The organism is Corynebacterium sp. UMB6689 (assembly GCF_030215295.1).
In the GTDB taxonomy this organism is placed as follows: domain Bacteria; phylum Actinomycetota; class Actinomycetes; order Mycobacteriales; family Mycobacteriaceae; genus Corynebacterium; species Corynebacterium aurimucosum.
Genome location: NZ_JASOLS010000015.1, coordinates 1 through 25,124, shown reverse-complemented (window position 1 = coordinate 25,124; position 25,124 = coordinate 1). Strand labels below are relative to the sequence as shown.

Genomic DNA, 25,124 nt, shown 5'->3' with positions numbered 1-25,124 from the left:
GTTTATGGGGCCACGTGAACAGCGCGCGTCAGGTTGAGCCGCTCGCACACGTGCTCATCGTGGCTGACCAGGATGAATGCTCCGCGGTAGCTCGTGAGCACCTCAACCAGCCAGTCGGTGGTGGGGATGTCGAGGTTGTTCGTCGGCTCGTCGAGAAGCAGAAAGCGCGGGGCTGGATCGCTGAGCAGGACGCGGGCGATTTCGACGCGGAAGCGCTCGCCACCAGAGAGTTGTCCCACGGGCTGGTGGATCTTGTCGTTGATAAAGAGCATCTGGGCCAGCTGGTCGCGCAGGAACTGCGGGTCCTCGCTGGGGTTGGCCTCTCGCACGATGTCGAACACCGATTTCTCTTCAGGCAAGACGATGCGCTGGCGGATGTATCCACAGGGCAGCGCGTATTCGACGTCGCCGCGGACAATGCGGTTGAGGAAGGTGGTCTTGCCGCTGCCGTTGGGCCCGGCGAGGCGAACGCGCTCGGGGCCAGTGATGCTGAGCAGATCGCTGACGAGCACTCGGGTGCCCGCGGGCAGCTCTGTGCCGGGGAGGTCGATGTGGACATGGGTGTCGTCGCGAAGCGCGCGCTGTGCCTTGTCGTGCGCCGACTGGGCGGCAGACACTGCATCGTTGGCCTGTTGAGAACGCCCAGCGGCGGAGCGCTCGGAACGGTTCTTGTCATTGCCCATGGCCATGCCGGGTTTGCGCTTCGAGTTGGAGAAGTTCTTGCCGCGGCGGGCATCGCGGGCAATGCGGGTCTGCATAGCGGCGCGCTCGCGGATCTGTTTGCGGTGGTTGGCCTTGGTTTCCCTGACCTTGGCCTGCGCGGAATCCTGCTCGGCATCAATCGCTGCGCGGTAAGAGGAGTAGTTTCCCTCGAACTCACGGAGTGTGCCGTGGTAGAGCTCCGCAATGCTGTCCGCGTGCTCGAGGAGTTCGCGGTCGTGTGAGACGACGAGAACCGGCATTGGTGCGGTGCGAATGAGTTCGAGTAAGCGCTGGCGTGATGAGGAGTCCAGGTTATTGGTGGGCTCGTCGAGGATCAGGAAATCCGGCTTGCGGAAGAAGGCTGCAGTCAGCGCCACGGTCACTGCTTCACCGCCAGATAAAGTACCAATGGTGCGCTCTAAGAGGAAGGGGATACCTGCGGCGTCGAGAGCCGCTTCGATGCGCTCTGCCACATCCCACTGCTCACCAACAGTGGTGGCGAGCTCTTCTGAGTATTCGCCAGCCTCAATGCGGGCAATGGCGCTGAGGATCTCTGTTGCGCCAAAGACATCGGCGATGGTGTCAGACGTGTGGAGGCCTAGGTCTTGGTCGACATAGATGACTGAGCCCGCGGATACGGTTCCCGAAGTCGGAGCAATGAGGCCAGCAAGTACCTTGGCTAGCGTTGATTTTCCGGAGCCATTCGCCCCGACCAAGCCCGTGAAGTGGGAGGAAAAGGAGCCGGTGAGGTCCGTGAAACAGGGGGTGCCGTCGGGCCAAACGACGGTGAGATGAGAAAAAGAAATAGGCATGAAGAAATCCACCTTCGAGTAAGTCGCGCAAAAAGAGTGACGTCGAATTAGGAAAAAATCTTCATGCCTGAAAGGCTAGCCCCGGCTAATACCCGAGCGCAAGGGCCGCCACGCCAAAACCGAGGGCGCCGCGGGCAATGTAGTGCAGCACCTCGGGGGAGAAGGAGACGCCGAAACCGCCGCTATCCAGCATGGACATGCTGTCTACCCGTGCCGGGCGGGAACGCTTAAACGAAGCCCAGCTAAGACCGGCGATGATGAGCGCCACTGCGATGGCGGAAAGATTCCACACCAAGAGGAGGATACCGGCACCAAGGAGCGCTGTGCCCACAGAAGCTATAAGGGGAAGGCCCCAGTCGGGCCATGCATCGTCGCTGACGCGGCCGAAGGAGGCGGCGCGCCCAACCGCCGCACCGACGATGCTCCACGCGGACATGAAGCCGACGATGGCCAGCGCCCCGAACTGTGGGGCGAACCCCAACGACAAGCCGAGGGCCGCGAGCGCACCGACGCCGATGTACCACCGTCGTCCCAAACGACGGAAGAAGAGACTCATTAACGTCGATGGCGCATGGGCGCGACGAGGAATCCACGCGGATTGGCTCGCAATGGCATCAGAGGTGACTTCCGAATCGAGAAGGCTTAGGCCAGAACCGCCGACCAGGCGCGTGCGCCCAGCGCTGAGTAGCGAAGCCAGCGTGAACGAGCGCCACCCCACGACGAAACGTAGGGCCGGGACTGCTAGCGCGAACCACGGGGATAGCCCGGTGGACACGCAGATGCCGAGTCCCAAGACTCCGAAGCCGACCAGCTGCGCCCACGTGATCCAGTCCGTGCCGCGGAGCCGGCCGCGCGGGCGATCAACGTACACCCAACGCTCCCGCGATAATGCGCGCAGGGGATAGAGAACCTCGGTGAGCACCATGAGCGCGAGCAGTCCCACGACGGCGGCAATCGGGGCGACGCTAGTTAGCGCGATGCGGGCCGGGATGATAGGCAGGACGGCGCCGACTGCTTGCCAGCCTGTATAACCGAAGCCGATGACAATGCCGGCGAGGATGAGATACCAGATACCATCGCCCAGCCGGGACAGTACGCGCATCATAGCTGTACCACCTCGTCGCAGGCCTGGGTGATGGTGTCGGAATGCGAGGCCACGACGATGCAGCGATTCTCCTCGTCGGCTAGGTGACGTAATTCGCTGGCGAGGAACTCGGTCCAGGCGGCGTCGAGGTGGCGCTCGGGCTCGTCGATAAGCACTGCACGTGCCGGCTGGTACAGCTGCGCGGCCAGAAAAACGCGCTGGCGCTGGCCCGAGGACAGGTGCGAGGCAGGGTGCGGAAGGAGAGGCTCAAGCGCCCAGAGTTCGCAGAGCTTGGCGACGTCCACCCCTGCCGTCTTCCCCATCAAGTCCAGGTGCTCGCCCACGGTGAGGTCGGGGAGGAAAACCGGCTCGGCCACCGTAATCACAGCACCCGGCTGTTCCTTCGTGCCGATAGGATGTCCGTCCCACTCCACTGATCCATCGAGAGGGGCAAGTTCTCCGCCGAGCGTGGCCAGCAACGTGGATTTACCGGAACCGTTGGGCCCAGCGAGGCCATAGATGCGGCCTGGGGCGAAGTTCTTTTCAAGGTGTCCAAGGGGCGTGGAATGCCCATAATCGGCGTCGATGGAAAGCATTGCTGGGCGGCGATCTCCTTACATTGGGCGGCTAGACAATAGTTAAAACTTATTGATGAAGTTTAGCAAAATGCACGCCCTGAACGTTGTCCTAGTGATGGGAAACGCCCTTGGGATTAGTGTTATGAGCTGCTAAAATGAGAGAAAATGTAGTTGAAAACTCGGGAGTGCAGCAATGTCGGAGCCTATTCAAATTGAAAGCAGCAGTAGTAGCGGCCGTGATCCGTTAGCGTTGAGTGATGCTGCGTTACGTTTAGCAGGCCACGATGTGACTGATGAGTACGTGCGCCAGCTAGGCCGCGAGATAGCCGCAGGGACACTATCTGCCGACGAAGCAATCGCTCGTGTACGGCGTGCTTCGCTGAAGTAGAGCGAGCGTTCGTCGGAAAGTGCAGCACCTAGGTGCGGGGCTAGCCCTTGTTGCGGAAGACGAAGATGGAGGAGAAGTCCTGGTCGCCGTGGCCCATGGCCTGCTGCTCCTCAAAGCGCTCGATGGCGGCGGCCACTGCCGGCAGCGGCTTGTTGGCGGTCATCTCCATGAGCTTGGCGTCCTTGCACAGGGCGTCCACGGTGAAGTCACCCGGAGTGGTGTTGCGCTCGCCGGTGATGAACGGGCCCTTCATGTTCTTCATGAAGGCCAAGCCGGTGATATCGAGCATCTCGAGGACGACTTCGGAATCGAGACCCTCAGACTCACCGAGGTGCAGTGCTTCCAGCACGCCCTCCGCAGTAACGGCAAGGGCCAGGTTGGCCAGGAGCTTGCCAATCGCTGCGGTGGCGGCGGATTCTACGCCGATGAGCTTGTTCTCGTCGGCCCAGGACTCGGCGATGGTCATGGCGAGCTCACGGCGGTCGTCGTCAGGCGTGCCCACATAGACGCCGAGCTTGCCTTCGCGCGCCGGGCCCAGCGAACCAACGACGGGCGCGTGGACATAAGAGTCGACCGCTGCGGCGAACTCGCGGGCGGCATCGGGGGAGACGGTCGTGGTATCGATCCAGGTCACGCCCTCGGGGATGAGGTTGGTATCAATGACTCGCTCACGGATGTCATCGGGGCCAAAGAGCGAGGTGATGATGACCTCTGCGCCCTCCACGGCGGCGGTGGGGGAATCGGCGAGGGCAGCGCCGGCGTCGACCAGCGGCTGCGCGCGCTCGGCGGTGCGGTTCCACACGGTGAGCTCATGGTTCTTGAGGAGGTGTCGGGCGAGCTCGGTGCCCATACGGCCAGTACCAAGGAATGCAATCTTCATGCCGCCCAGTGTGCCATCATTGTGGGCAGGCTCGCCGCGATTCATGCGAGCCCCGGACGAGGGAGGCTGGGAAAAGGCGTGGTTCGTGTTGATTTTCTCCGGTGCCTTTGAGGCCGTGTGGGCAGCGGCGCTGGATAAGTCGGAGGGCTTTAGCCGCCTGTGGCCCTCGGTGATCTTTTTCGTTGCCTGCGCCATTTCCATGGGTGGGTTGGGCTGGGCCATGAAGTCCATCCCCGTGGGCACGGCCTACGCGGTGTGGGCCGGCGTGGGCGCGGTGGTCACCGTCGTTTACTCCTTCGTCGCTGGGCACGAGGCGGCAACCGTCTGGAAGGTGCTGTTCCTCGCCATGATCATTGGTGGAATCGTGGGCCTGAAGGTGGTGCACTAGGAGGCGTCGTCGTTTGAAACGACGACGCGGGATTTATTCGTAGCGCAGTGCCTCAATCGGGTCCAGCTTTGCGGCCTTGCCCGCAGGGTAGTAGCCAAAGAAGAGGCCAATAGCCAGCGAGAAGAGCAGCGAGAGGATAACCGCCCAGAGCGGCGGTGCCACGAGTGAGCCGATGGCGGCCGCACCCGCCATGCCGGCGGCGGTGCCGATGGCGATGCCGATGAGTCCACCGATGAGGCAGACCACGATGGCCTCTGTGATGAACTGGATGCGGATATCGCGGCGGCGTGCGCCAAGCGCCTTGCGGATGCCAATCTCGCGGGTGCGCTCGGTGACGGTGATGAGCATAATGTTCATCACGCCAATGCCGCCGACGAGCAGCGAGATACCGCCGATGGCCGCGAGCACCAGGCTCATCGTGGTGAAGATCTGGTTCAAGGACGCGAGGTCATCGCTGAAGTCGGTCACTTTGACCATGTAGTCCGGGTTGTCCTTGTAGTAGCTATCGAAGACGCGCTGCAGGTTGCTGGCTACCGCGGCCTTGTCCAAGTCTGGGTTGCCGCGAACGGTGACCTCGCTGAAGGCGGTGCCGGCACCGGGGGAATCGGAAAGCTCGGCTTCCAGCGGGTAAGGAACGAAGGCGGATTGGCTGGGGCCACCGCCTACAAGAGGGCCGGTTTGCGGTTCTTCAAAAACACCGATGACGGCGAGTTCAATGGGGGAGGCCTCCTGGCTTTCAAAACTCACGTATTGGCCAATAGCGTCTTCAGGAGCGCCGAAGAGATTGGTGGCGGTTTCCTTATCCAGCATGGTTACTGCCCGGCTGGAGTCGATATCGTCTTCGCTGAGGAAGCGCCCGGCCACGATGGAATAGGAGGAGCCTGAGACATAGTCCGGGTTGGTCGGGCGGATGAGGAGGTTGGCGGTCTCCTCCCCGGATTCGCCCTCGACTACGAGGGTGCCGGAATAAGAGCTGTATTCGCCGATATTGATGCCGGCGATCTGACCCCCCATGACTTCCTTGGCGCGGTCCAGCATGTCCGGGGTGAGCATCGCGGATTCGTCTTCGACATAGCCGCCGCCCATGAAGGGATCGTCGGCTTCTTCCTCTTCGCCCTCCTCAGGGCGCTCCTTGACCTGAACGGTGAAGTTATTGGCGCCGACCTTGTCCAAGTCTTTTTGAACCGAGGCCTGCAAGGAGTGGCCGAGCGTGACGATGGCGATCACCGCGGCGATGCCGATGATGACGCCTAAGAGTGTTAGCGCCGAGCGCATCTTGTTGGTGCGCAGGCTCGTCAGCGCCATCTTGGTGGATTCAGCAAAATTCATGACAGCACACCGTCCTTCATCGTGACGGTGCGGCTGCATTCATCAGCCAATTCCGGGTTGTGGGTAATGAACAAAATGGTCTTTCCATGCGTGCGGTGCAGTTCGTGGAATAAGTCCATGACCATGCGGCCGGTCTGCGAATCCAGCGCACCGGTGGGCTCGTCCGCCAACAGAATCTCCGGCTGGTTGGCCAAGGCGCGGGCCACCGCCACGCGCTGCTTTTGACCACCGGAGAGCTCATTGGGCAGGTGATTCATGCGGTCGGACATGCCGACCATCTCCAAAAGCTCTTCCGCGCGCTGGGTGCGCTCGTGGGCCGAAACGCCCGCATAGACCATGGGCATCTCCACGTTCTTCAGCGCGGACATGCGGCCGATCAAGTTGAAATTCTGGAAGATGAAACCGATTTTCTGACCGCGGAAGGAGGCTAGTTTATCGTCGCCAAGCGCCAGCGCATCCACGCCAGCCAGCTGGTACTCGCCGGCGGTGGGGCGGTCGAGGAGGCCGATGATGTTCATGAGCGTGGATTTGCCGGAGCCGGACTGGCCCACGACGGCTACAAATTCGCCTTCGTCCACGCTGAAGTCGAGGCCCGGGATGACGGTCAGCTCGCTGTCGAGGCCCTCGTTGAAACGTTTGACGATTCCCCGCATTTCAATGAGGCGGCTCATGCGTTCTCTTCCGCATCATCGGAGCCATCGACGGAGGCGGACATGCCGACCATGTCCTTGTGCGTATCCGCCTGGCTGATGACGGTCTCGCCCTCCTTGAGGCCGGAGGAGATGGCGGCGGAGAAATCAGATTCGCTGGCGATCTTCACCTCGCGGGCCTGGATCGTGCCATTGTCGATGACGAGGACCTTCTTCTTGCCGCCTTCTTCATAGATGGCGGAGAGCGGCACGGTGATGGCGTCCTTATCCTTCTTCGTAATGATCTTCACCTTCGTGGTGGAACCGAGGCGCAGGCCTTCGCGGTTGCCATCGACGCGGATATGCACGGGGAATTCGGGCTTGGAGGAACCAGATGGTTTGCCGGAGCCGCCGCCTGCACCGGCCTCGACGTCGGGCTGTTCAGCGGTAGGAGAGATGAAGGTGACCTTGCCTTTGTACTCCTTGCCAGGGCTGGATGGCGAGGTGAAGGAGACTTCATCGCCGACCTTGATGCGGGCGATATCGCCCTCCTTGACCGTGGATTTCACCAGCAGGGAGGAATCATCCGCCACGGTGAGGATGGGGCCTTCGGCGGGCATGCCGGCTTGGCCATTAACGGCGGTGACAACGCCCGCCAGAGGGGAGCGCAGGTCGGCCTGGGAGAGTCGGTACTCCAGCGGCCCATTTTCCTTGGCGTTGTTCGCGTTCGCCGACGCCGCCGATTCCACCGCGTGGTTCACCGCCTGGGACTGGGAAGAAATCTGCTGCTCGATGGCCAGGTTGCTGGCTTGCAGCGCGCGTTCGGCATCGGCAACCGCTTGGTAGGAGGAAGCGGTGGCGCGCTGTTGTTCGCCCAGCTCGCGGTCGATACCGCGGAGGACGCGGCCATAGGATTCCTCGGACTGCTTGAGCTGACGCTCGGAGTCCTGCACTGCCTCATCGGAGTCCAGATAGCTCAAGAAAGCGCTGGCGGTGTTGAGGCCGGAGGGATCCTCGGTGGCAGTGCCGAGGGAGGCCAGTGCGGACTGGAAAGACTTGGACTCCGCATCGCGCACACCAGAACGTGCTTGCTCGACGGCGGCGCGGGCCTCTGCAATCTCGGGGCGGTCGCCCTTGGTGGCCAAGGCTTCATCGAGCTTGCGCTGTGCTTCGGCGTATTCGGTCTGCGCCGAGTTCACGGCGGATTGGGCGCTGTTGACCTCGGGGTTGAGGCCTTGGTCGAGGGAATCCTGAAGCTGGCGCAGCTGCAGCTGGGCGTCCTCAATCTGATGGACGGCCTCAAGCTTGCCTGCCTCCTGGGAGGTGCGCTGGGCCTCGAGCTCACGCTCGGTTTCGGTGGTGTCCATGCGGCCGAGCAACTGTTGGGCCTCGACGCGGTCACCCACTTTCGCGTCCAAGGACTGGATGGGGCCGGTCAGCGAGGTGGTCAGCGAGAGTTGGCGCTCGGCAGAAACCGTGCCGGTGGCGGAGACGGAACTGATGAGGTCTTCTTTGGCGGTTGTCGTGACATCGGTTGCGGTGAGCTGAATATCGGATGACCCACTGGTTAGTGCGTACATTCCACCGCCGCCTGCGAGGAGAACCGCAGCGATAGCGCCAGCAGTGATGCCGAGAGCTTTCTTATTCATGAATCCCTTACTGTCAGGTTAACGCCGTCATTGAAATCGGGTTCAGGTTAACTCTCGGACATGTTTCTTGTCATGCGCAGCGGGGGAATATAGGAGGTAGATCAGGGTCTACCCTTAGAGGTTTTAGAAGGGCACGTCGATGTAGATCTCCTCCGCTTTGGGCAGCGGGGGAAGCGTAGGTATGTGGTCGAGCCCTTCCTGGACTTCCGGCGGGATGGGAATGTGCGGGGGTTTGGGAAGCTCAAACTTGGGTTTGGGGCTCTGTGGCGGGGCCGGGTGCGGTGCTGGTGCGGGCGCTGGCGCTGGGGCACGGAGCGTAACGGTTTCTACCTGTGGTGCTGGTGCCTCAACCTTCGTGGGTGCGGGAGCTGGTGCCTGGGCTTCAGGTTCTGGTTCGGCTGGGGCTGGCGCGATGGAGGTGGTGTCGCCCAAGCGGTTGACCGGCTGAGGTAGGGCATTCGGCTCCCAGGACGTCGGTGGGGCCGAGGTAATGGGACCGGGCTCGCTTCGCGGAGCGGTTTCTGCCTGCGTGGTGGCACAGGCAGACAGCGGAAGGCAGGCAAGAATGATAAGAAATCGGCGTGAAGCCATGGGAATCCCCCCTTAAGTAGTGCCTCTCCGCAGCGCACCCCAGCGCCGAAATAAAGAAAGGCAGAATCAACAGTGTGCTGCCAGCATAGCGCCACAGTGACGGGTGCGCAGCGCGAGTGTGTCGAGGGCGCGCGCGAAGCTTTGGAGGAGCGACCGTGGGACACGAGAGGAGTCCAACTTTTGTATAGGGCTAAAACCGATACAATGTGGGCTATGCCTAACTCCAGCCAGCTAAACCAGCAGAATACGTCCCAGTCCGCCGAGTGGTTCGAGCGCGCCACCAAGGTCACCCCGGGCGGGGTGAATTCCCCGGTCCGCGCCTTCGGATCCGTGGGCGGCCAAGCCCGCGTTATCGCTCGCGGTGAGGGCTCCCGCCTGTGGGATATCGACGGCAACGAGTACGTCGACCTGGTCAGCTCCTATGGCCCGATGATCCACGGCAATGCCCACCCGGCCATCGTGGAGGCGGTGCAGAAGGCGGCTGCCGACGGCCTCTCCTTCGGTACCCCGACCGAGGGCGAGACGCTGTTGGCGGAGCACATCGTCAAGCGCACCGCCGTGGAGCAGGTGCGCCTGGTCAACTCCGGTACCGAGGCCACCATGTCCGCCGTGCGTCTGGCCCGCGGTTTCACCGGTCGTGCCAAGGTCCTGAAGTTTGAAGGCTGCTACCACGGCCACGTGGACGCGCTGTTGGCATCGGCTGGCTCCGGCGTGGCCACCTTCGCGCTCCCGGATTCCCCGGGCGTGACCGGCGCTTCGGCCGCAGATACCATCGTCGTCCCGTACAACGATCTAGATGCTGTCCGCGAGGCCTTTGCCGCGCACCCGGGAGAGATCGCCTGCATCATCGCGGAAGCAGCTGCCGGCAACATGGGCACCGTGGCCCCGGAGGAGGGCTTCAATGCCGCGCTCAAGGAGATCGCGCATGCCGACGGCGCCCTGCTCATCCTCGATGAAGTCATGACCGGCTTCCGTACCTCCTACAAGGGCTGGTTCGGCGTCGATGGGGTAGCGGGTGACCTGGTGACCTTCGGCAAGGTGGTCTCCGGTGGCCTGCCGGCTGCTGCCTTCGGTGGACGCGCCGACGTGATGGCTTCGCTGGCACCGTCGGGCCCCGTCTACCAGGCGGGCACGCTGTCCGGTAACCCGGTAGCGATGGCCTCCGGCCTAGCATCACTGGAGCTCGCAAACGAAGAGCTGTACCCGCGCCTGCAGGCCAACGCGGACCGCCTGACCGGCCTGATAACGGCGGCGCTTGATGCCGCCGGCGTGGCACACCACATCCAGCGCGCAGAGACGATGTTCTCCATCCGCTTCGCCGAGGGCCAGGGCCGCAACTTCGCCGATATGCAGGCCGCCGATACCTGGCGTTTCGCCCCCTTCTTCCACGCACTGCTGGAGGGCGGCGTGTACGTCCCGCCGTCAGCCTTCGAGACCTGGTTTGTGTCTGATGCGCTCACGGACAAAGATTTTGAGGTAATCGAGGCAGCTCTCACGCCTGCCGCCCAGGCCGCTGCCAGCGCGCAGCGCCCGCACTAAACCAACCATGTTGAGGGGATAGACACAGGCATATGTCCACCACCATCGTCCACTTCGTCCGCCACGGCGAGGTTTATAACCCGGATAAGATCCTCTACGGGCGCATCCCGGGCTATCACTTGTCCTCCCGTGGGCATTCCATGGCCGCACGCACGGCGAAAGCCTTTGAGGGCCATGACGTGACCTACCTGGCGGCCTCGCCGCTGCAGCGCGCGCAGGAAACCGCGCTGCCGATTGCGCAGGTGACGGGCTTGGAGGTGGACGTCGACAAGGGCGTCATCGAGTCCGGCAACCGCTTCGAGGGCCTGCGCACCAAGGGTTGGAACTCGCAGCTGTGGAACCCGCAGCGCTGGCCGCTCATGGTCAACCCGCTTGAGCCCTCGTGGGGCGAGCCTTTCGAGGAGATCGCCGCGCGCATGATGGACGCCGCTGAGCGCGCTCGTTCCAAGGCTGAGGGGCACGAGGCCATCGTGGTGTCCCACCAGCTGCCCATCGTCATGGTGCAGCGCACCGTGTTGGGCAAGCGCCTGGCCCACGCGCCGTGGGACCGCCAATGTGCTCTCGCCTCGGTGACCTCGTTGGTCTACCGCGACCGCGAGATCATCGATATCTTCTACTCCGAACCGGCACAGGACATCTAATGGCGCACAGAACTATCCGCGCCGCCGTGGCCGGTGTCGTTGCCGTGCTGAGCCTGGCTGGCTGTACACAGAGCGAAGAAAACGCACAGAACGCCGTTGCTTCCGGCGGCACCTTCGAGTTCATTTCACCCGGCGGGCAGACCACCATTCGTTACGAGGAAGCAGACCGCAAACCACTCAGGGATTTCTCCGGCGAGGACCTGCGGGATGAGTCCACGACGATCAAGCTCTCGGATTTTCAGGACCAGATCGTCGTCCTCAACTCCTGGGGCCAGTGGTGCGCGCCGTGCCGCTCCGAATCAGATGACCTCCAGGCCATCCACTCGGAGCTGCAAAAGCGCAAGGTCGGCACCGTGCTAGGCATCAATGTCAAGGACTTCAACCCGGAGATCTCCCGGGACTTTATGGCCGATAACGGCCTGGAGTACCCCTCCATCTACGATCCGCCCTTCAAGACGGCTGCGGCCCTTGGCGGCGTTCCTACCTCCGTGGTGCCCACCACCATCGTGTTGGATAAGCAGCACCGCCCCGCCGCAGTCTTCCTGACGGAGATCACGGAGAAGGATGTCCTCGAGGTCGTCGACGAGCTGGAGAAAGAACAGTGATCCTTGCCGCTGACGGCGTGGGACAAAGCTTTGCTGATGCCGCCGTGTCCGGCCCGCTCCTTATCGGAGTGCTCGCCGCCGCTGTGGCCGGGTTGGTCTCCTTCGCCTCGCCATGTGTGGTTCCACTGGTTCCGGGTTATATCTCCTACCTCGCCTCCGTGGTGGGCGGAGAGGTTAGTTATGACGAGGAGCTGGGGGTGGGCGTCGGCAAGCGCCGGCGTTGGGCCGTGGTCGGTGCCGCAGCACTCTTCGTGCTGGGCTTTACCATCGTGTTTGTCCTCGCTACGGTGTCGGTTTTCGGTGCCATTTCGGCGCTGACCCTCAACGCGGACACCCTCATGCGCGCCGGTGGCATCATCACCATTCTTATGGGCGTGGTGTTCATGGGCGTGGTGCCGGTGCTGCAGAAGGACACGCGCATGGCACCGCGGCGCTGGACCACATGGCTGGGCGCGCCCCTGCTCGGCGGGGTTTTCGCCCTGGGCTGGACCCCGTGCCTGGGCCCCACCTTGGCAGCGATCTTGTCCGTCTCCGTCGGCACCGAAGGAACCACCGCGCTGCGCGGCACGATCCTGATCATCGGCTACTGCCTGGGCCTCGGCCTGCCCTTCCTACTTGTGGCACTAGGCTCCGCCAAGGCGATGCGCACCGTGTCCTGGATGCGCACGCACTCCCGGACCATCCAGATCGTTGGCGGCATCGCCATGATCCTCGTCGGTCTGGCGCTGCTGACCGGGCTCTGGGCAGATTTCATCAACGCCATCCGCCAGTGGACCGTGTCCTATGGCGCGACGCTGATTTAAAGGAGAATTTTTCGTGAGATACATCCGCAAGGCCTGGCACTGGCTGACCAGTATGCGCACCGCGCTGGCGCTGCTCTTCCTGCTGGCCATTGCTGCCATTCCGGGCTCGCTCCTGCCGCAGCGCTCGCTCAATGAGTCCAATGTCAATGACTTCATTGAGACCAACGGCAAGGTGGCGGAGATCTACGATAAGCTGCAGCTTTTCGACGTCTTCTCCTCCGTCTGGTTCCAGGCCATCTACGTCCTGCTCATGATTTCTCTGGTGGGCTGTATCATCCCGCGCTCCTGGGATCACTACAAGGCCTACCGCACCCCACCGACGCGCGCGCCGAAGTTCTTGAATAAGATGCCGCTGAACGCCACCGGGCATTCGGAGAAATCCCCGGAGGAGATCGCGGCTGCCACCAAAACCATGTTGAAGAAGTGGCGCGTCAATGAGGTCTCCCCAGGCAAGGACCGTGCGGGTGCGCAGTCCTTCTCCGCGGAGCGCGGTTATGCCCGCGAGCTGTGCAACCTCATCTTCCACATCGCGCTGGTGGCTATCCTGCTGACCATGGCAGCCGGGCGCCTGGTGCACTATGAAGGCCAGGTCATCGTGGTGACGGAGAAGAACTCCCAGGGCCAGACCCAGGAACAGCCACAGTCCACGGAATTCTGTAATACATCAACCTCTGTCTATGACTCCTTCCGCGCCGGCCCGCTGTTCGACGGCACCGGCCTGCACCCCTTCTGCTTTAAGGCCCACGACTTCACCGCGGACTACCTGCCCAATGGCCAGGCGGAGATGTTCACCTCGAACGTGTCCTATGCCGCAGGCGACGATATCTTCACGGATCCGGAGACCTGGGAAGACTACCAGCTGCAGGTCAATCACCCGCTGCGCATTGAGAATAACCGCGTTTATCTGCAGGGCCACGGTTTTGCGCCGACGATGACGGTGGAGTGGCCCAACGGCGAGAAGCGCACGCAGACCATCCAATTTCAGCCCAATGACACCACGTTCTTCCTGTCCTCGGGTGTCATGCGTTTCGACCCGCCGGCGGGCATGTACCCGGACCTGTTTGAGCGCCGCCAGAACCAGATCGCCATCCAGGGCCTGTTTGCCCCGACCGCCGAGTGGTCCGGCGAGAGCGGCAAGCTGTTGCAGTCTTCCTACCCGGCGATGCTGGACCCAGCCGTGGCTATCGATATCTACCGCGGCGATGCCGGCCTGGACACGGGTACCCCGCAGTCCCTCTTTTCCCTTGACACCAGCCTGGTCCATTCGGGGCAGCTGCAAAAGATCGACCGCGTCAACCTGAACCAAGGTGAATCGGTCACGCTGGACGACGGCACGAAGATCACCTTCGATGGCGCCTCCGAGTTCGCGAACTACCAGGTTTCCTATGACCCCTTCCAAAGCTGGGTTCTGGTGTCCGCTCTGGTCATGCTGGTATCGCTGGTTGGCTCGCTGGTGATTAAGCGCCGCCGCGTGTGGGTGCGCATCCGACCTGGCGCCAACGGCGGCACCGACATCGAGATGGGCGGTCTTGCCCGCACCGACCGCGCGGGTTGGTCTGAGGAATTCCATAAGCTTCACCGCGAGCTCTTGGAGTTGCCGGATCCCGATGAGGTGGAGGAAGACGAGCTCTACTCCGCCGACTAAAGGCGCGGAGTGTATCCGTCAAAAGTTGGATACTGCTGGGAAGGGGGGGTACTCTTATGAGCACCATAAATCTCTCCGCTCATGCAGCCTCGTGCGTGAAGCACGGTGTAGGCACGATTGTGAAGGCAAGGTTTCCCACTCATGCAGGTTGATCAAAATCTGTCCAACTTTTCCGACATCGCGGTGCAAACCGCGTTCGTCGTTTATGCTCTCGCCTTGGTGTTGTCCCTGGTCTACTACGGCCGGATGCACAGCATCATCGAGGCTATGCGCTCCCGCACGAGTGCTGTGGCGCAGCAGCGCGAACTCGCCAGCGTGGGGGCCTCGGCAGACAGTGCCGTGCTTGGCGACGTCCCCCCGACAGCCAGCGCTGGTCCCGATGCTGACCTAGATGCGGATCTGGCGAAGAAGCGGGAGAACGCCGACAAGCTCGGCGGCATGACGCAGATGCTCCTGTGGTTGGGTATCGCCTTACACTTGGCGGCCATTGTGCTGCGCGGTCTGGCAACGGGGCGCTTCCCGTTTGGCAACCTTTACGAGTACGTGCTCATGGTGACCGCCGGCGCCATGGTGGTGGCGACCATTGCCATGCAGCGCAAGGAGTGGCGCACCCTGTGGCCGTGGCTGCTCACGCCGATTCTGGCGCTGATGTTCTATGGCTCCACCAAGCTTTATGCGGAATCCGCTCCGGTGGTTCCGGCACTGCAGTCCCACTGGCTGCCGATTCACGTCACCGTGGTCTCGTTGGGCGCGTCCATCGGCGTGGTCTCCGGTATTGCCTCTCTGCTCAGCGTGCTGCGTGAATTCCAGTCGAAGGGTAATGAGTCTGGTTTCTTCGGTGCGCTTGCCCGCCCGCTTCCTTCGGCGAAGAAGCTGGACCGCTTGGCTTATCGCTTGGGCGTGGTGGCGCTGCCGACCCTGGGCCTGGGTATTGTGCTGGGCGCCATTTGGGCGGAGTCTGCATGGGGCCGCTACTGGGGCTGGGACCCGAAGGAGACCGTCTCCTTTGCCACCTGGATCCTCTACGCCGCCTACCTGCACGCCCGTGCGACGCCGGCCTTCCGCAAGGCCGCACCGTATATCAACATCGCGGCGATGCTGCTCATGATCTTCAACCTGTTCTTCATCAACATGGTTGTCTCCGGCCTGCACTCCTATGCGGGGCTGAACTAAATGGCGGAGACCCCTAAGCCGCGGCACAAGCAGGGCAAGCCGGCGGGCGATAACCCGCAGCTCATCGCTCTCGGTGAGGGCTTTGCGCAGCGCCGCCGAGAACTCGGTATCTTGCAGCAGGCGCTGGCTGAGAAGGCCGGGATTTCGCGCTCCACGCTGCACACCATCGAGCACGGCGGCTCTGGCGTGCGCTGGGAAAAGGTGATTGCGGTGGCTGAGGCCCTCGGCCTTGAGATGACCTTCGAGCCGAAGGCTTAGGCTTCGTCGGCTTCTTCGCCTCTACCGTCTTTGTCCTCGGGGGCCTTGGGTTTCTGGGAACCTTGTGAACCCTGTGAGCGACGGCGGCGCTCTTCTTCTTGGCGCTCTGCCTCCCGCTCCCTGGCGCGGCGCTCTTTGAAGCGCTGCTTCTCTAGGTTCCACAGGAACTCTTCGTCATCGTCTGGGCCCTTGATTGCGGGGCGCTGCGGCTGCTGTGCCTGCTGCACCTTCTTATTCCAACTCGACGGACCAAAGGCCTTCCATACGAGGACCGCCGCGAGGACAAACAAGAGTAGTAGTATCAATCGACCCATGCGTTGTATTCTACGGAATGCCCGCAAAGCAAAAGTGAGAATTATGAGTCAGACAGAAAACACCACCAACACTTCCCAGAACCCCGAACCGCCCCAGCCGGACCCGGCGCTCAAGCGCCGCTCCCGCGTCGCTTTGTGGAAGTACGGGGCTGCCCGCGTGGTGCTGTTCATTGTGCTCACCGCGGTAATTCAGCTGCTGGCCATGGCGGTACTCGGGGCCTTTCCGCTGTTGGTCTCCGCCCTGTTGGCGTTGTTTGTGGCGCTGCCGCTGTCCATGCTGATCTTCTCCACGTGGCGCATGGAAGCCACTCAGACGCTGGCGGAGTACTCCGCGCAGCGCAAGGCCCACAAGAAGTGGGTCCAAGAGGAGCTGGCCGGCCGCTAAATCGGTGGTTAAACCAGAGCCAGCGCTACAGCGTTGATAACCGCCCACACCAGCATTGCGCGGCCGGCCATGCCAAGTACTGGGATGAGTTTCGGGCCGCGTGCGCCGCGGTTGACGGTGCGGATAGCACCCAGCGCGAGGGGGAAGTAGAGCAGCGAAGCGAGCGCGGCCCAGGAATCGAAGGCTAGGCCGATGGTGAGTAGTACCGGCAGCAGCAAGAGTGTCATGAATAGCGTGCGGGACTTTTTATCACCTAGGCGCACCGCCAAAGTGATCTTGCCGGTGGCCTTATCGGAGGGGATGTCCCGGATGTTATTGGCCAGGTTTACCGCCGCACTCATACCGCCGATACCCACGGCTAAGGCAAGGCCCGTCCACGTGATGCGGCCGGCCTGCGTGTACTCGGTGCCCAGGACGGCGACGAGCCCGAAGAATACGAAAACGGCGATTTCTCCGAACCCGCGGTAGCCGTAGGGGTTCTTGCCACCGGTATAGAACCAGGCGCCGGCGATACACACGGCGCCGACGAGGATGAACCAAGCTGCGTTGGCAGCCAGGGAGAGCGAAATTCCCGCGATGGCGGCCACGCCGAAGCAAGCGAAGGCGGCGAACTTGACGTGCTGTGGTTTGGCCAGCCCGCCGCCGGTGAGGCGCTGGGGGCCGGTGCGGTCATCATCGGTGCCGCGGATGCCATCGGAGTAGTCGTTGGCGTAGTTCACACCGATGATGAGTGCCCAGGCCACGATGAGTGCCAGCAACGCCCGGCCCCAGTGCAAACCATGCGCCGCGGCGGCAGCGCCGGTACCAGCGATAACGGGAGCAAAGGCATTGGCCCAGGTATGCGGGCGAGCACCCTGGAGCCAATCGGCAGGAGTGGCGGAAAAGGCAGACATGCTCACTATTGTGCCACTGGTGTGGTTCGCTGCGGCAATGAGCTGGTGCGTTGGCGAAGGCGGTAGATAATGAGCACCGCGACGAAAACGACGGCATTGGTGACTGTCATTGCGGCAGAGGTAGCTGCGTCGAGGACATAGGCAACCCAAAATCCAACGACTGCGCTGATCGCGGCAACGCCACAGGCAGTCAACACCAGCGTGGGCACGCGCTGAGTAAGCAGTCGCGCAGTCATCGACGGGAATACCATGAGCGCGATGACCAGCATGGCACCGGCAGCGTGAAAAGCGGCGGTGGCAGTGCAGGCAACCACGGTCATAAAAATGACGTGAAGAACGCGCGTGGGCACCCCGCCTGCGGCACAAAAATCGGCGTCAAAAGTCGTGGCGGATAAACGCGGCAGTGTAAGGGCGAGGAAGAGAGCATTGATACCCAGCACTGCGGCCATGATGTAGCAATAGTTAGGGTTGGAGAAGGCCGCGAGGTTGAGATCACCGACGAGAACCGCGTGGACATCAAGGTGCACGTGGCTCATGTGCGTGGAGATCAAGATGACTCCGGCGGCAAACAGGGCGGGAAAGACCAACCCGAGGGCGGAATCAGCAGTCACCAGTGGGCTTCGCTGGAGCGCATCGGTCCCCAACGCTACTACCAAGGCGCCGGCAGCCGCGGTAGCGAGCAGCACGGGCGAATCCAGATCGGAGGTAAAGAGGTAACCGATGGCAATCCCGGGAAGGACGGCATGGCCGATGCCGTCGATAAGCATGGCCTGGCCTTTGAGGACAACAAAGGTGCCGGGGATAGCACAGGCCAAGGCGGTCAGGACGGCAAGGAGACAAGCGGTGGCGGCGAGGGTCATGAGGCGAGCTTTCTGCTGAGGAGGCTGATGGTGACGAGCGCTGCCTGAGCCAGGACGATGACCGGACCGGTGGGCAGCGGGCCGTGCGCAATGGAGACATAGCAGCCGAGAGCAGCGGTGGCCGCGCCGAGGAACCCGGAGAGCGCGATGAAAGGTAGCAAGCGCGTGGTCCAGGGGCGGGCAGCGGCGGCAGGGCTGATGACTACGGCGACCATGAGTACCACGCCGACGACTTTGACACCGAGCACCGTGATGGCGGTGAGGGCGAAGAAACTAGCCGCGTTGAGGAACGAGGCGCGAATGCCGGCTACCTGGGCAAAACTTGAGTCAAAGGTGACCGCGGCCTGCCGGGTGTGAATGAGGAAAAGAAAAAGCAGCACGCAGCCACCGATGATGAGTGTGGAGCGCACATCCGCGCGAGTGAGCGTGGAGGCATTTCCCAGCAAATAATCCTGGATTCCGGCCTTGCCAGGCAATGGTCGGCGGGAAATATACTGCATGAGCAGCATGCCTACCGAGAAAAACGTGGTCAGCGTGGCCGCCATCGCAGTGGTTTGCCCCAGGGGAGTCAACCGCGGGATGAGGTGAATACAGACCACCGCAAGCGTTCCGGTGAGCAGGGCTCCACAAGCAAGGAGCCAGACGTTTCGCCCGTCCCAGCCAATGGCGGTGGCCACGAGGAAGGCGGTGAGCAGGCCGGGCAGGGAAGAATGCGAGATGGCATCGGCCAGCAGGCTGGTGCGGCGAACATATACCAATGGGCCGAGCGCGCCGGCGCAGCCACCGATCAGCACGGTACCCAGGAGTGCCTGGGTATAGGTGTAGTTCTGAAGAAGCTCGAGTGGGTTCATGATGGCAGGGAAAACATATCGGCAATGGCGGACTCTGTGAGAACCTGTTCGGTGGGGCCAGCAGCAATGAGCCGGCCGTGGCCGACCATGAGGACCTCATCGCAAAAGTCGGCGACTTCCGCCAGGTTGTGGTGCACCAGCAGGATGGTCACGCCGTTGTCGCGCAGTTCCTTGAGTACATCCATGATGGCGCGCTGACTTGCGGCATCAACACCAGCGAAGGGCTCGTCCAGGATGATGAATTCCGGATCGCTAACGAGCGTGCGCGCCAACAACACGCGCTGGCGCTGCCCACCAGATAGCGCGGAAATTGGCAGTTGCGCGTGTGCCTGCATTCCGGTGCGAGCAAGTGCTGCGTGGGCGGCGTCTTTGTCAGCGCGGCTGGGCCACTGCCACCAGCGCAGCCCGGCGGTGCGGCCCATCAGGGCAACGTCGAAGGCGGTGGCAGGGTAACTCCAGTCGATATTCGCATGTTGTGGCATGTACCCGAGCCGCTGCCGAAAATGCGCAAGATCGACGCCATCGAAGGTCATCGACCCGCAGGCTAGTGGCGGAAGGAGCCCGACCAGCGTGCGGACCAGAGTGGACTTTCCCGACCCATTCGCGCCTACCAGTCCGGTGATGGTCGCGGGGGTGAGGGTGAAGGTGGCGTCGTGAAGCACCGGCGTGCGGGGATAGCCGGCGGTGAGGTTTTCAACGTGGAGCATTAGCTCAGTGCTTTCGCCACGGCGCTAGCATTGTGCTCAAAGGCTCCGAGGTAGGTATCGGTGGGGGCTTCCGGGCCGAGGGTATCGGCAAAGAGCTCCTCATCCGAGATGGTGACTGTCCAGTTGCGGGATTCTACGGCTTCCTTGAGAGAAGTGATGGCCTGTGGGTTCGCCTGGTTATCTTGGAAGATAACGGGGACCTTTTTCTCCGCGATGGTATCCGCGAGCTCGGAGATCTCAGTGGCGGACTTGGTGGCTTCGGTGGTGACGAAGTCGGTGGCTTGGACTTCAAAGTCGAAGGTCTTGCCGAAGTAGTTGAAAGCGTCATGGCCGGTGATGAGAACGCGCGGGGAGGCGTTTTCGAGTTCCTTAGCGGCCTTGTCGTGCGCGGCTGCAATCTTGTCTTCATATGCATCGGCGGCCGCGGCATAGTCTTCGGCATTGTCAGAGTCGATTTCACCGAGTTTGGTGCCGATGTGATCGACGACCTGGCTCCACAGCTCGGGGCTATTCCAGATGTGCGGGTCGTAGAGTTTTTCGCCCTTGTCGCCTTGCTCGGGCCACGGCAGGAGGTCAGCAGTATCGAGCTGTTCGCCGACAGCTAGCTGCTTCTCACCGAGGGAGGAGAGCTGGTCCACCATTTGCGCCTCGAGGTGAAGGCCATTCCAGAGGACGAGGTCGGCGTCCTGCATCTTTTCAATATCGCGCGTGGTGGGCTGGTAGGTGTGTGGATCGCCGCCGGGGCCGACCATGGTGGTGATGTCGGCGTCCGGGGCGATGTTGGCGGCCGCATCAGCCAAGTAACCGGTCGTGGCGAAGATCGTCAGATTGTCGTCCTGGGCTTCGGCGGAGTCGCTGCTGGTGCAGGCAGTCAGCGCGGTGGCAGCCACGAGGGAAGCGAGGAGAAGCGCAATAAGTTTCTTCACGGGAAACCTCTCTTATTAAAAGTGAATGTCGATGTTCAATAGATTGAACTTGAAAGAGCATAAGTCCTGAAACCTTTGGAAGCGATAGGCTGAACTACGATGGGGGGTATGCACATCAGTGAGCTGCCCGAACGCACCCAGGACTACCTCAAGATCCTCTGGACCTATGAGGAGAAAGAGGGCGCTAATACCGCGATGCCGCTGGGGGACCTAGCTAAAGCGGCGGGGCAGAAGCTGCCCACCACGTCGGAGGCGGTCAAACGCCTGGCCGCGAAGGGGCTGGTGGAACATGAGCGCTACTTTGGAGTCCGGCTTGTTGAGGAAGGCCGGCGGCTGGCTGTGACAATGGTGCGCCGGCATCGACTCCTGGAAACCTTCCTCGTGCGCACTCTGGGCTATACCTGGGATGAGGTGCACGATGAGGCAGAAATGCTAGAGCACGCGACGTCCGACAGGCTCGTTGAACGTCTCGATTCTTTCCTGGGCAACCCCGCCCGCGATCCGCATGGTGATCCCATACCTGCCCCGGACGGCACTGCCGAGCCGGTCTCGCGCATTACGCTTATCGACGTCCCCGCGCAGACCCCCGTCACCGTGGAGCAGGTCACTGACGCTGACGGCGAATTTTTGCGCTACCTGGATAAATATGGAGTGCGGCCGGGAGTGGAATTGACCGTCGTTGCCCCCTCGGTTGCGGGTGTGCTCGAGGTTGCCGTCGACGGTGGTGCGCACTTCCCCCTCGGGGAATCCGCTGCGCGCGGCATTGCCGTACGCAGCTTTGGCGAAGCGGAGGCTTAGCTGTCCCACATGCGGGCGACGGCGAGGCGGTCTACCTTGCCGGGGCCGGTGGTGGGGAGCTGGGCCAGGCGCTTGAAGTCCTTGGGGATTTGCCACCGGGGAAGGCCACTATCGTCGAGAGCCACAAGGATATCGCCGACATCCGTCCATCCGGTATAGGCAGCGACGATCATCTGTCCCAAGCGTGGGTGGGGGATGCCGACCACGCACACGCCGTCCACTCCCGGCACGCGAAGGATGTGCTGTTCGAGCTGTTCTGGATGGAGCTTTAAACCGCCGGTGTTCAGGATGTTGTCGAGGCGCCCGGTGACGGTGAGGTGGCCGTCGTGAAGCGCGCCGGCGTCGGAGGTAGCAAACCACGAGGTGCCGGACTCATCGACCACGAAGGCATCTGAGTCCACGTTTCGGTAGCCCTGCGCAATCATGGGCCCGCCGAGGTAGATGCGGTTCTCCTCGCCGAGGCGAACACGAGCGCTATCCAGTGGCTGTCCGTTGTAGACGCAGCCACCGGAAGTCTCCGAGGAACCGTAGGTGGTGACGATGGTGATGCGCAGCTTCTTCGCTGACTCCAACAGTTGCGGGTGGGTGGCAGCACCCCCGACGAGGATGGCGTCAAAGGTGCGCAGGGCCTCGATTCCCTCTAGCGAATCCATGGCCTTAGCCAGCTGCATGGGGGTCAGTCCCGTGTATGAGCGATCCCCGGTGGCGGCCAGCTCGTGCGCGGCGCAGGCGAAGTCGGGGATAGAAAAACCTTCCGACAGGTCAAGACAGAGCGGCTCTACACCCGCGACGAGCGAGCGGATTAATACCTGGATTCCCGCGATATGGGCGGCAGGCATGGCTAGCAGCCACTGGCCGGTGCCGCCGAGAGCCCGGTGCGTGGCATCGGCGCTGGAGACCAAGTTGGCGGCCGTGAGTTGCGCGCCCTTCGGTGTGCCCGTGGACCCGGAGGTGGCCACGACCAGCGCGATGGAGGAGTCAATGGGTTCTCCTGCGCGCATGTGGTTGCGCAGGAGCTGCGCGCGGGTGCGGTCCTCCGCCGGGACGGGCAGGAAGGTGGCTTGTCCTGCGATGGCCGCTTCCAGATCAGGGAGGATGGCGGCGGGGTCATGTGGATTGACAGGCAGAGGAGAGAGGATGGTCACGGTTAGCTAGGTTACCGCCCGCGGTGCTCATAGGGGTTGATGAGCTCATCCTCCTGATCGAAGGGGCGCTCACCGTCCCTCTGAGCCTGCTGGATGCGGCGTAACATCCACACTCGCGATGCGATGACGGCAATGAGCGCGATGGCCGCGAGGGCAATGGCGAAATACAGCACTGTGGATTCTCCTCGAGGAATGACGATTAGTAGTAGTACGGGAAGTCATCCCAGTTGGGCTCGCGCTTCTGAAGGAAGGACTCCTTGCCCTCGACGGCCTCGTCTGTCATGTAGGCCAAGCGGGTGGCTTCGCCGGCGAAGACCTGCTGGCCCATGAGGCCGTCATCGGTGAGGTTGAAGGCGAACTTGAGCATGCGCTGGGCGGTGGGGGACTTCATGTTGATTTCGCGCCCCATCTGGATGGCGGCGTCCTCCAGATTGGCGTGGTCAACTACCTCGTTGACCGCACCCATCTCATACATGCGCTGTGCGTCATAGGTGCGGCCTAAGAAGAAGATCTCGCGGGCGTACTTTTGGCCCACCATCTTGGCCAGGTAGGCCGAGCCATAGCCGGCATCGAAGGAGCCGACGTCGGCGTCAGTCTGTTTGAAGCGGGCCTCCTGGCGGGAGGCAATGGTCATATCGCACACCACGTGCAGGGAGTGCCCGCCGCCGGCGGCCCAACCGTTGACCACGGCGATGACCACCTTGGGCATGGTGCGGATGAGGCGCTGGACCTCCAAGATATGCAGGCGGCCGCCCTCAACCTTCTCGCGGGCGGTGTCCACGGTGGATTCATCGGCAGTCGCGTCATCATGCGCGTGCTCCGTGGCGTAGCGGTAGCCGGAGCGGCCGCGGATGCGCTGGTCACCACCGGAACAAAACGCCCAGCCGCCGTCCTTCTGGGAGGGCCCGTTGCCGGTCAGCAATACCGTGCCGACATCCGGGGCGCGACGCGCGTGGTCCAGCGCGCGATAAAGCTCATCCACCGTGTGCGGACGAAACGCATTGCGCACCTCGGGGCGGTCGAAGGCGATGCGGACGATGCCGTCCTTGCGCTGGGGCTTCGGACCGTCACTGATGAGCCGGTGATAGGTGATATCCGTCAGGTCTTCAAAGCCCTCAACGGGGCGCCAGAGTTCCGGCTTGAAAGGATTATCGGTGCTGTAGTTTTTCTGCTCGCTCATGGCACACCAGCTTAATTGGAAAGCGGTGCGCCGGAAGTATAGTCCCCATTCCCAAACCCTCACCCACACTCTCCGCCCAGCGCGGCGGTGATAAACAATAAACAATACTGCGGGATTATCCCCGTCAATGTGCACGTGTACTCCGTACCAGCGCGGTACACCATACAGTGGGACGGAATCGAACCTCCCTGCCTTCTTGCGCTACGAAGGCGCCTGAGAAGCACTGGGCTCTTCCCTGCCCAGTAAGGGTTGCGCTCGCTGCGAAGGGTGTGGGCTACCGTCGCGCGCTTGACGCGCGACATGACTACGTGTCGAACGACATGACGTGCCGCAAGAATGCGGCACAACTAGCGGCAGACCTTATTTAGTTATCAGTTCCGTATTCCAGTTCAGCTGCTGGATGCGGGTATCTAGCTCGCGGTACTGGCGGGCCAGATCATCGGCGCGCTCGCGCAACTTCGGCACGGGCACCGTGGCCACGAACTTGATCTCCGAGCGGGAGTAACGGTCGTGGCGCGCACCCGCACGCTCTGCCAATCCCTGGTAGATGCGGCGCTTGCGCAGCAGACCATCACGCAGCGCCAGCGCTTCCATGAGCGTGATCTCATCGTCGAACGCGGTGGCCGTGTTCGTGGCGTTGATGGCGATGACGAGCTCATCGATGCGCTTGGTCACGCCTTCCAGCTCACGGAGGAGATCCGTCGGGTTCTCATCCGGTTCATCGCCTTCCTGAATGCGGACCGTCGCCGCGAGCCGGTCACTCAGCGAGTTGAGGCGCTCCTGCGCCTGGGCGCGCTCGGCCAAGGCTTCAGCAAGTAGCATGATTCCTCCTTAAGAAGTTAGAAGAATTAAGCTAGGGCTACGGCGCTTCGCTGTCAATAGATGATGAGATCAATTTCAGAGTCTTTGCGACAATTCGACTTTCCGCGTCCCTGGAAATCCTTCACTAAGCTATTGATAGCAGGGTAGTGAGGCTGGGGTTCAGTTCTCAATACCCCTGATAGACTTCAACCCTTCTGTCTGCCGTACAATTGCCCGCTGGGGTTCAGTTCTCATTACCCCTGATAGACTTCTTCCGAGGGCCGGTGAGGTGTGTGCTCAGCTGGGGTTCAGTTCTCATTACCCCTGATAGACTTCTCGAGCGAATCGTACAAGACGTTGGTATGCTGGGGTTCAGTTCTCATTACCCCTGATAGACTTCACGATGTTGTGGGCTGGTCTATCAAGAAGCTGGGGTTCAGTTCTCATTACCCCTGATAGACTTCAAGAACCTTGGCGAGCAGCTGGATGATGTGCTGGGGTTCAGTTCTCATTACCCCTGATAGACTTCAAGAACCTTGGCGAGCAGCTGGATGATGTGCTGGGGTTCAG

28 protein-coding genes and 1 CRISPR repeat array are annotated in these 25,124 nt (G+C 62.1%); of the genes, 10 read left to right on the top strand and 18 right to left on the bottom strand.

Going from position 1 to position 25,124, the window contains the following annotated elements; translation table 11 throughout:
• Positions 1–2 precede the first annotated feature (2 nt).
• From QP363_RS09120 to QP363_RS09105, 4 genes are all read right to left on the bottom strand, one after another.
• On the bottom strand, positions 3–1,514 hold the full coding sequence (locus QP363_RS09120) for an ATP-binding cassette domain-containing protein (RefSeq protein ID WP_284764124.1): 1,512 nt from the start codon (positions 1,512–1,514) through the stop codon (positions 3–5).
• An 85-nt stretch (positions 1,515–1,599) separates the two neighbouring features.
• Positions 1,600–2,619 (bottom strand): ABC transporter permease, encoded by a 1,020-nt coding sequence (locus QP363_RS09115; protein WP_246821842.1) that lies wholly within the window; start codon positions 2,617–2,619, stop codon positions 1,600–1,602.
• Positions 2,616–3,194, bottom strand: a complete 579-nt coding sequence (locus QP363_RS09110; RefSeq protein ID WP_284764121.1) for an ATP-binding cassette domain-containing protein — start codon at positions 3,192–3,194, stop codon at positions 2,616–2,618. The genes QP363_RS09115 and QP363_RS09110 overlap by 4 nt, the downstream gene beginning before the upstream one ends.
• 410 nt (positions 3,195–3,604) lie before the next feature.
• Entirely contained in the window at positions 3,605–4,444 is an 840-nt protein-coding gene (locus QP363_RS09105) for an NAD(P)-dependent oxidoreductase (protein WP_070719075.1), read from the bottom strand.
• A 43-nt stretch (positions 4,445–4,487) separates the two neighbouring features.
• Here QP363_RS09105 and QP363_RS09100 point away from each other — a divergent pair, with 43 nt between their 5' ends.
• Positions 4,488–4,832: a multidrug efflux SMR transporter gene (locus QP363_RS09100; RefSeq protein ID WP_284764118.1), complete on the top strand. Its 345-nt coding sequence runs from the start codon at positions 4,488–4,490 to the stop codon at positions 4,830–4,832.
• 33 nt (positions 4,833–4,865) lie between these two features.
• Here QP363_RS09100 and QP363_RS09095 read toward each other — a convergent pair whose 3' ends face one another.
• The 4 genes from QP363_RS09095 to QP363_RS09080 form a co-directional block, all read right to left on the bottom strand.
• On the bottom strand, positions 4,866–6,161 hold the full coding sequence (locus QP363_RS09095; RefSeq protein ID WP_284764116.1) for an ABC transporter permease: 1,296 nt from the start codon (positions 6,159–6,161) through the stop codon (positions 4,866–4,868).
• Complete coding sequence (locus QP363_RS09090) at positions 6,158–6,832, bottom strand: ABC transporter ATP-binding protein (protein WP_144656870.1); 675 nt, start codon at positions 6,830–6,832, stop codon at positions 6,158–6,160. The genes QP363_RS09095 and QP363_RS09090 overlap by 4 nt, the downstream gene beginning before the upstream one ends.
• Positions 6,829–8,439, bottom strand: a complete 1,611-nt coding sequence (locus QP363_RS09085) for an HlyD family efflux transporter periplasmic adaptor subunit (RefSeq protein WP_284764115.1) — start codon at positions 8,437–8,439, stop codon at positions 6,829–6,831. The genes QP363_RS09090 and QP363_RS09085 overlap by 4 nt, the downstream gene beginning before the upstream one ends.
• A 123-nt stretch (positions 8,440–8,562) precedes the next feature.
• A complete protein-coding gene (locus QP363_RS09080; protein WP_284764114.1) occupies positions 8,563–9,030 on the bottom strand; it encodes a hypothetical protein in 468 nt (155 codons plus the stop codon).
• A gap of 204 nt (positions 9,031–9,234) precedes the next feature.
• Between QP363_RS09080 and hemL the strand changes: the two genes are divergently transcribed.
• The 7 genes from hemL (at position 9,235) to QP363_RS09045 (ending at position 15,694) form a co-directional block, all read left to right on the top strand.
• A complete protein-coding gene (hemL, locus tag QP363_RS09075) occupies positions 9,235–10,569 on the top strand; it encodes a glutamate-1-semialdehyde 2,1-aminomutase (protein ID WP_284764113.1) in 1,335 nt (444 codons plus the stop codon).
• A 32-nt stretch (positions 10,570–10,601) separates the two neighbouring features.
• Positions 10,602–11,210, top strand: a complete 609-nt coding sequence (locus QP363_RS09070; RefSeq protein WP_284764112.1) for a histidine phosphatase family protein — start codon at positions 10,602–10,604, stop codon at positions 11,208–11,210.
• On the top strand, positions 11,210–11,815 hold the full coding sequence (locus QP363_RS09065; protein WP_284764111.1) for a TlpA disulfide reductase family protein: 606 nt from the start codon (positions 11,210–11,212) through the stop codon (positions 11,813–11,815). The genes QP363_RS09070 and QP363_RS09065 overlap by 1 nt, the downstream gene beginning before the upstream one ends.
• Positions 11,812–12,618 (top strand): cytochrome c biogenesis CcdA family protein, encoded by an 807-nt coding sequence (locus QP363_RS09060; RefSeq protein ID WP_284764110.1) that lies wholly within the window; start codon positions 11,812–11,814, stop codon positions 12,616–12,618. Before QP363_RS09065 ends, QP363_RS09060 begins: the two co-directional genes overlap by 4 nt.
• Before the next feature lie 13 nt (positions 12,619–12,631).
• Positions 12,632–14,263: a cytochrome c biogenesis protein ResB gene (locus tag QP363_RS09055; protein WP_284764109.1), complete on the top strand. Its 1,632-nt coding sequence runs from the start codon at positions 12,632–12,634 to the stop codon at positions 14,261–14,263.
• A 141-nt stretch (positions 14,264–14,404) separates the two neighbouring features.
• On the top strand, positions 14,405–15,436 hold the full coding sequence (ccsB, locus tag QP363_RS09050) for a c-type cytochrome biogenesis protein CcsB (protein WP_284764108.1): 1,032 nt from the start codon (positions 14,405–14,407) through the stop codon (positions 15,434–15,436).
• Entirely contained in the window at positions 15,437–15,694 is a 258-nt protein-coding gene (locus tag QP363_RS09045) for a helix-turn-helix domain-containing protein (RefSeq protein WP_070447960.1), read from the top strand.
• Here QP363_RS09045 and QP363_RS09040 read toward each other — a convergent pair.
• Positions 15,691–16,008, bottom strand: a complete 318-nt coding sequence (locus QP363_RS09040; RefSeq protein ID WP_284764107.1) for a hypothetical protein — start codon at positions 16,006–16,008, stop codon at positions 15,691–15,693. The two genes, QP363_RS09045 and QP363_RS09040, sit on opposite strands and share 4 nt — an antisense overlap.
• Before the next feature lie 43 nt (positions 16,009–16,051).
• On the opposite strand from QP363_RS09040, the gene QP363_RS09035 reads away from it, so the two are divergent.
• On the top strand, positions 16,052–16,393 hold the full coding sequence (locus QP363_RS09035; protein ID WP_070711039.1) for a DUF4229 domain-containing protein: 342 nt from the start codon (positions 16,052–16,054) through the stop codon (positions 16,391–16,393).
• 8 nt (positions 16,394–16,401) lie between these two features.
• Here the strand turns inward: QP363_RS09035 and QP363_RS09030 are convergent, their stop codons facing one another.
• From QP363_RS09030 to QP363_RS09010, 5 genes are read right to left on the bottom strand one after another with little or no spacing between them, the layout of a single operon-like run.
• Entirely contained in the window at positions 16,402–17,286 is an 885-nt protein-coding gene (locus QP363_RS09030) for a 1,4-dihydroxy-2-naphthoate polyprenyltransferase (RefSeq protein ID WP_070447966.1), read from the bottom strand.
• 5 nt (positions 17,287–17,291) lie between these two features.
• A complete protein-coding gene (locus QP363_RS09025; protein ID WP_284764106.1) occupies positions 17,292–18,146 on the bottom strand; it encodes a metal ABC transporter permease in 855 nt (284 codons plus the stop codon).
• On the bottom strand, positions 18,143–18,997 hold the full coding sequence (locus QP363_RS09020; protein ID WP_070447970.1) for a metal ABC transporter permease: 855 nt from the start codon (positions 18,995–18,997) through the stop codon (positions 18,143–18,145). The genes QP363_RS09025 and QP363_RS09020 overlap by 4 nt, the downstream gene beginning before the upstream one ends.
• Positions 18,994–19,704 (bottom strand): metal ABC transporter ATP-binding protein, encoded by a 711-nt coding sequence (locus QP363_RS09015; protein ID WP_201828722.1) that lies wholly within the window; start codon positions 19,702–19,704, stop codon positions 18,994–18,996. Before QP363_RS09015 ends, QP363_RS09020 begins: the two co-directional genes overlap by 4 nt.
• The gene (locus tag QP363_RS09010) at positions 19,704–20,630 is read right to left on the bottom strand and encodes a metal ABC transporter solute-binding protein, Zn/Mn family (protein ID WP_284764104.1); all 927 of its coding nucleotides are present in this window, start codon (positions 20,628–20,630) and stop codon (positions 19,704–19,706) included. Before QP363_RS09010 ends, QP363_RS09015 begins: the two co-directional genes overlap by 1 nt.
• Positions 20,631–20,738: 108 nt before the next feature.
• Here QP363_RS09010 and QP363_RS09005 point away from each other — a divergent pair, with 108 nt between their 5' ends.
• Entirely contained in the window at positions 20,739–21,428 is a 690-nt protein-coding gene (locus tag QP363_RS09005; RefSeq protein WP_070645824.1) for a metal-dependent transcriptional regulator, read from the top strand.
• Here the strand turns inward: QP363_RS09005 and menE are convergent.
• From menE to QP363_RS08985, 4 genes are all read right to left on the bottom strand, one after another.
• A complete protein-coding gene (gene menE / locus QP363_RS09000; RefSeq protein ID WP_070645825.1) occupies positions 21,425–22,573 on the bottom strand; it encodes an o-succinylbenzoate--CoA ligase in 1,149 nt (382 codons plus the stop codon). The two genes, QP363_RS09005 and menE, sit on opposite strands and share 4 nt — an antisense overlap.
• Before the next feature lie 11 nt (positions 22,574–22,584).
• Positions 22,585–22,746, bottom strand: coding sequence for a hypothetical protein (locus QP363_RS08995; RefSeq protein WP_010189743.1), 162 nt, complete (start codon positions 22,744–22,746; stop codon positions 22,585–22,587).
• Positions 22,747–22,772: 26 nt separating this feature from the next.
• Positions 22,773–23,753 (bottom strand): 1,4-dihydroxy-2-naphthoyl-CoA synthase, encoded by a 981-nt coding sequence (locus tag QP363_RS08990; RefSeq protein ID WP_070645826.1) that lies wholly within the window; start codon positions 23,751–23,753, stop codon positions 22,773–22,775.
• Positions 23,754–24,113: 360 nt separating this feature from the next.
• On the bottom strand, positions 24,114–24,575 hold the full coding sequence (locus QP363_RS08985; RefSeq protein ID WP_010189741.1) for a DIP1984 family protein: 462 nt from the start codon (positions 24,573–24,575) through the stop codon (positions 24,114–24,116).
• Between the two features lie 151 nt (positions 24,576–24,726).
• A CRISPR array of direct repeats spans positions 24,727–25,083; the repeat unit is 36 nt; unit sequence GCTGGGGTTCAGTTCTCATTACCCCTGATAGACTTC.
• Positions 25,084–25,124 lie beyond the last annotated feature (41 nt).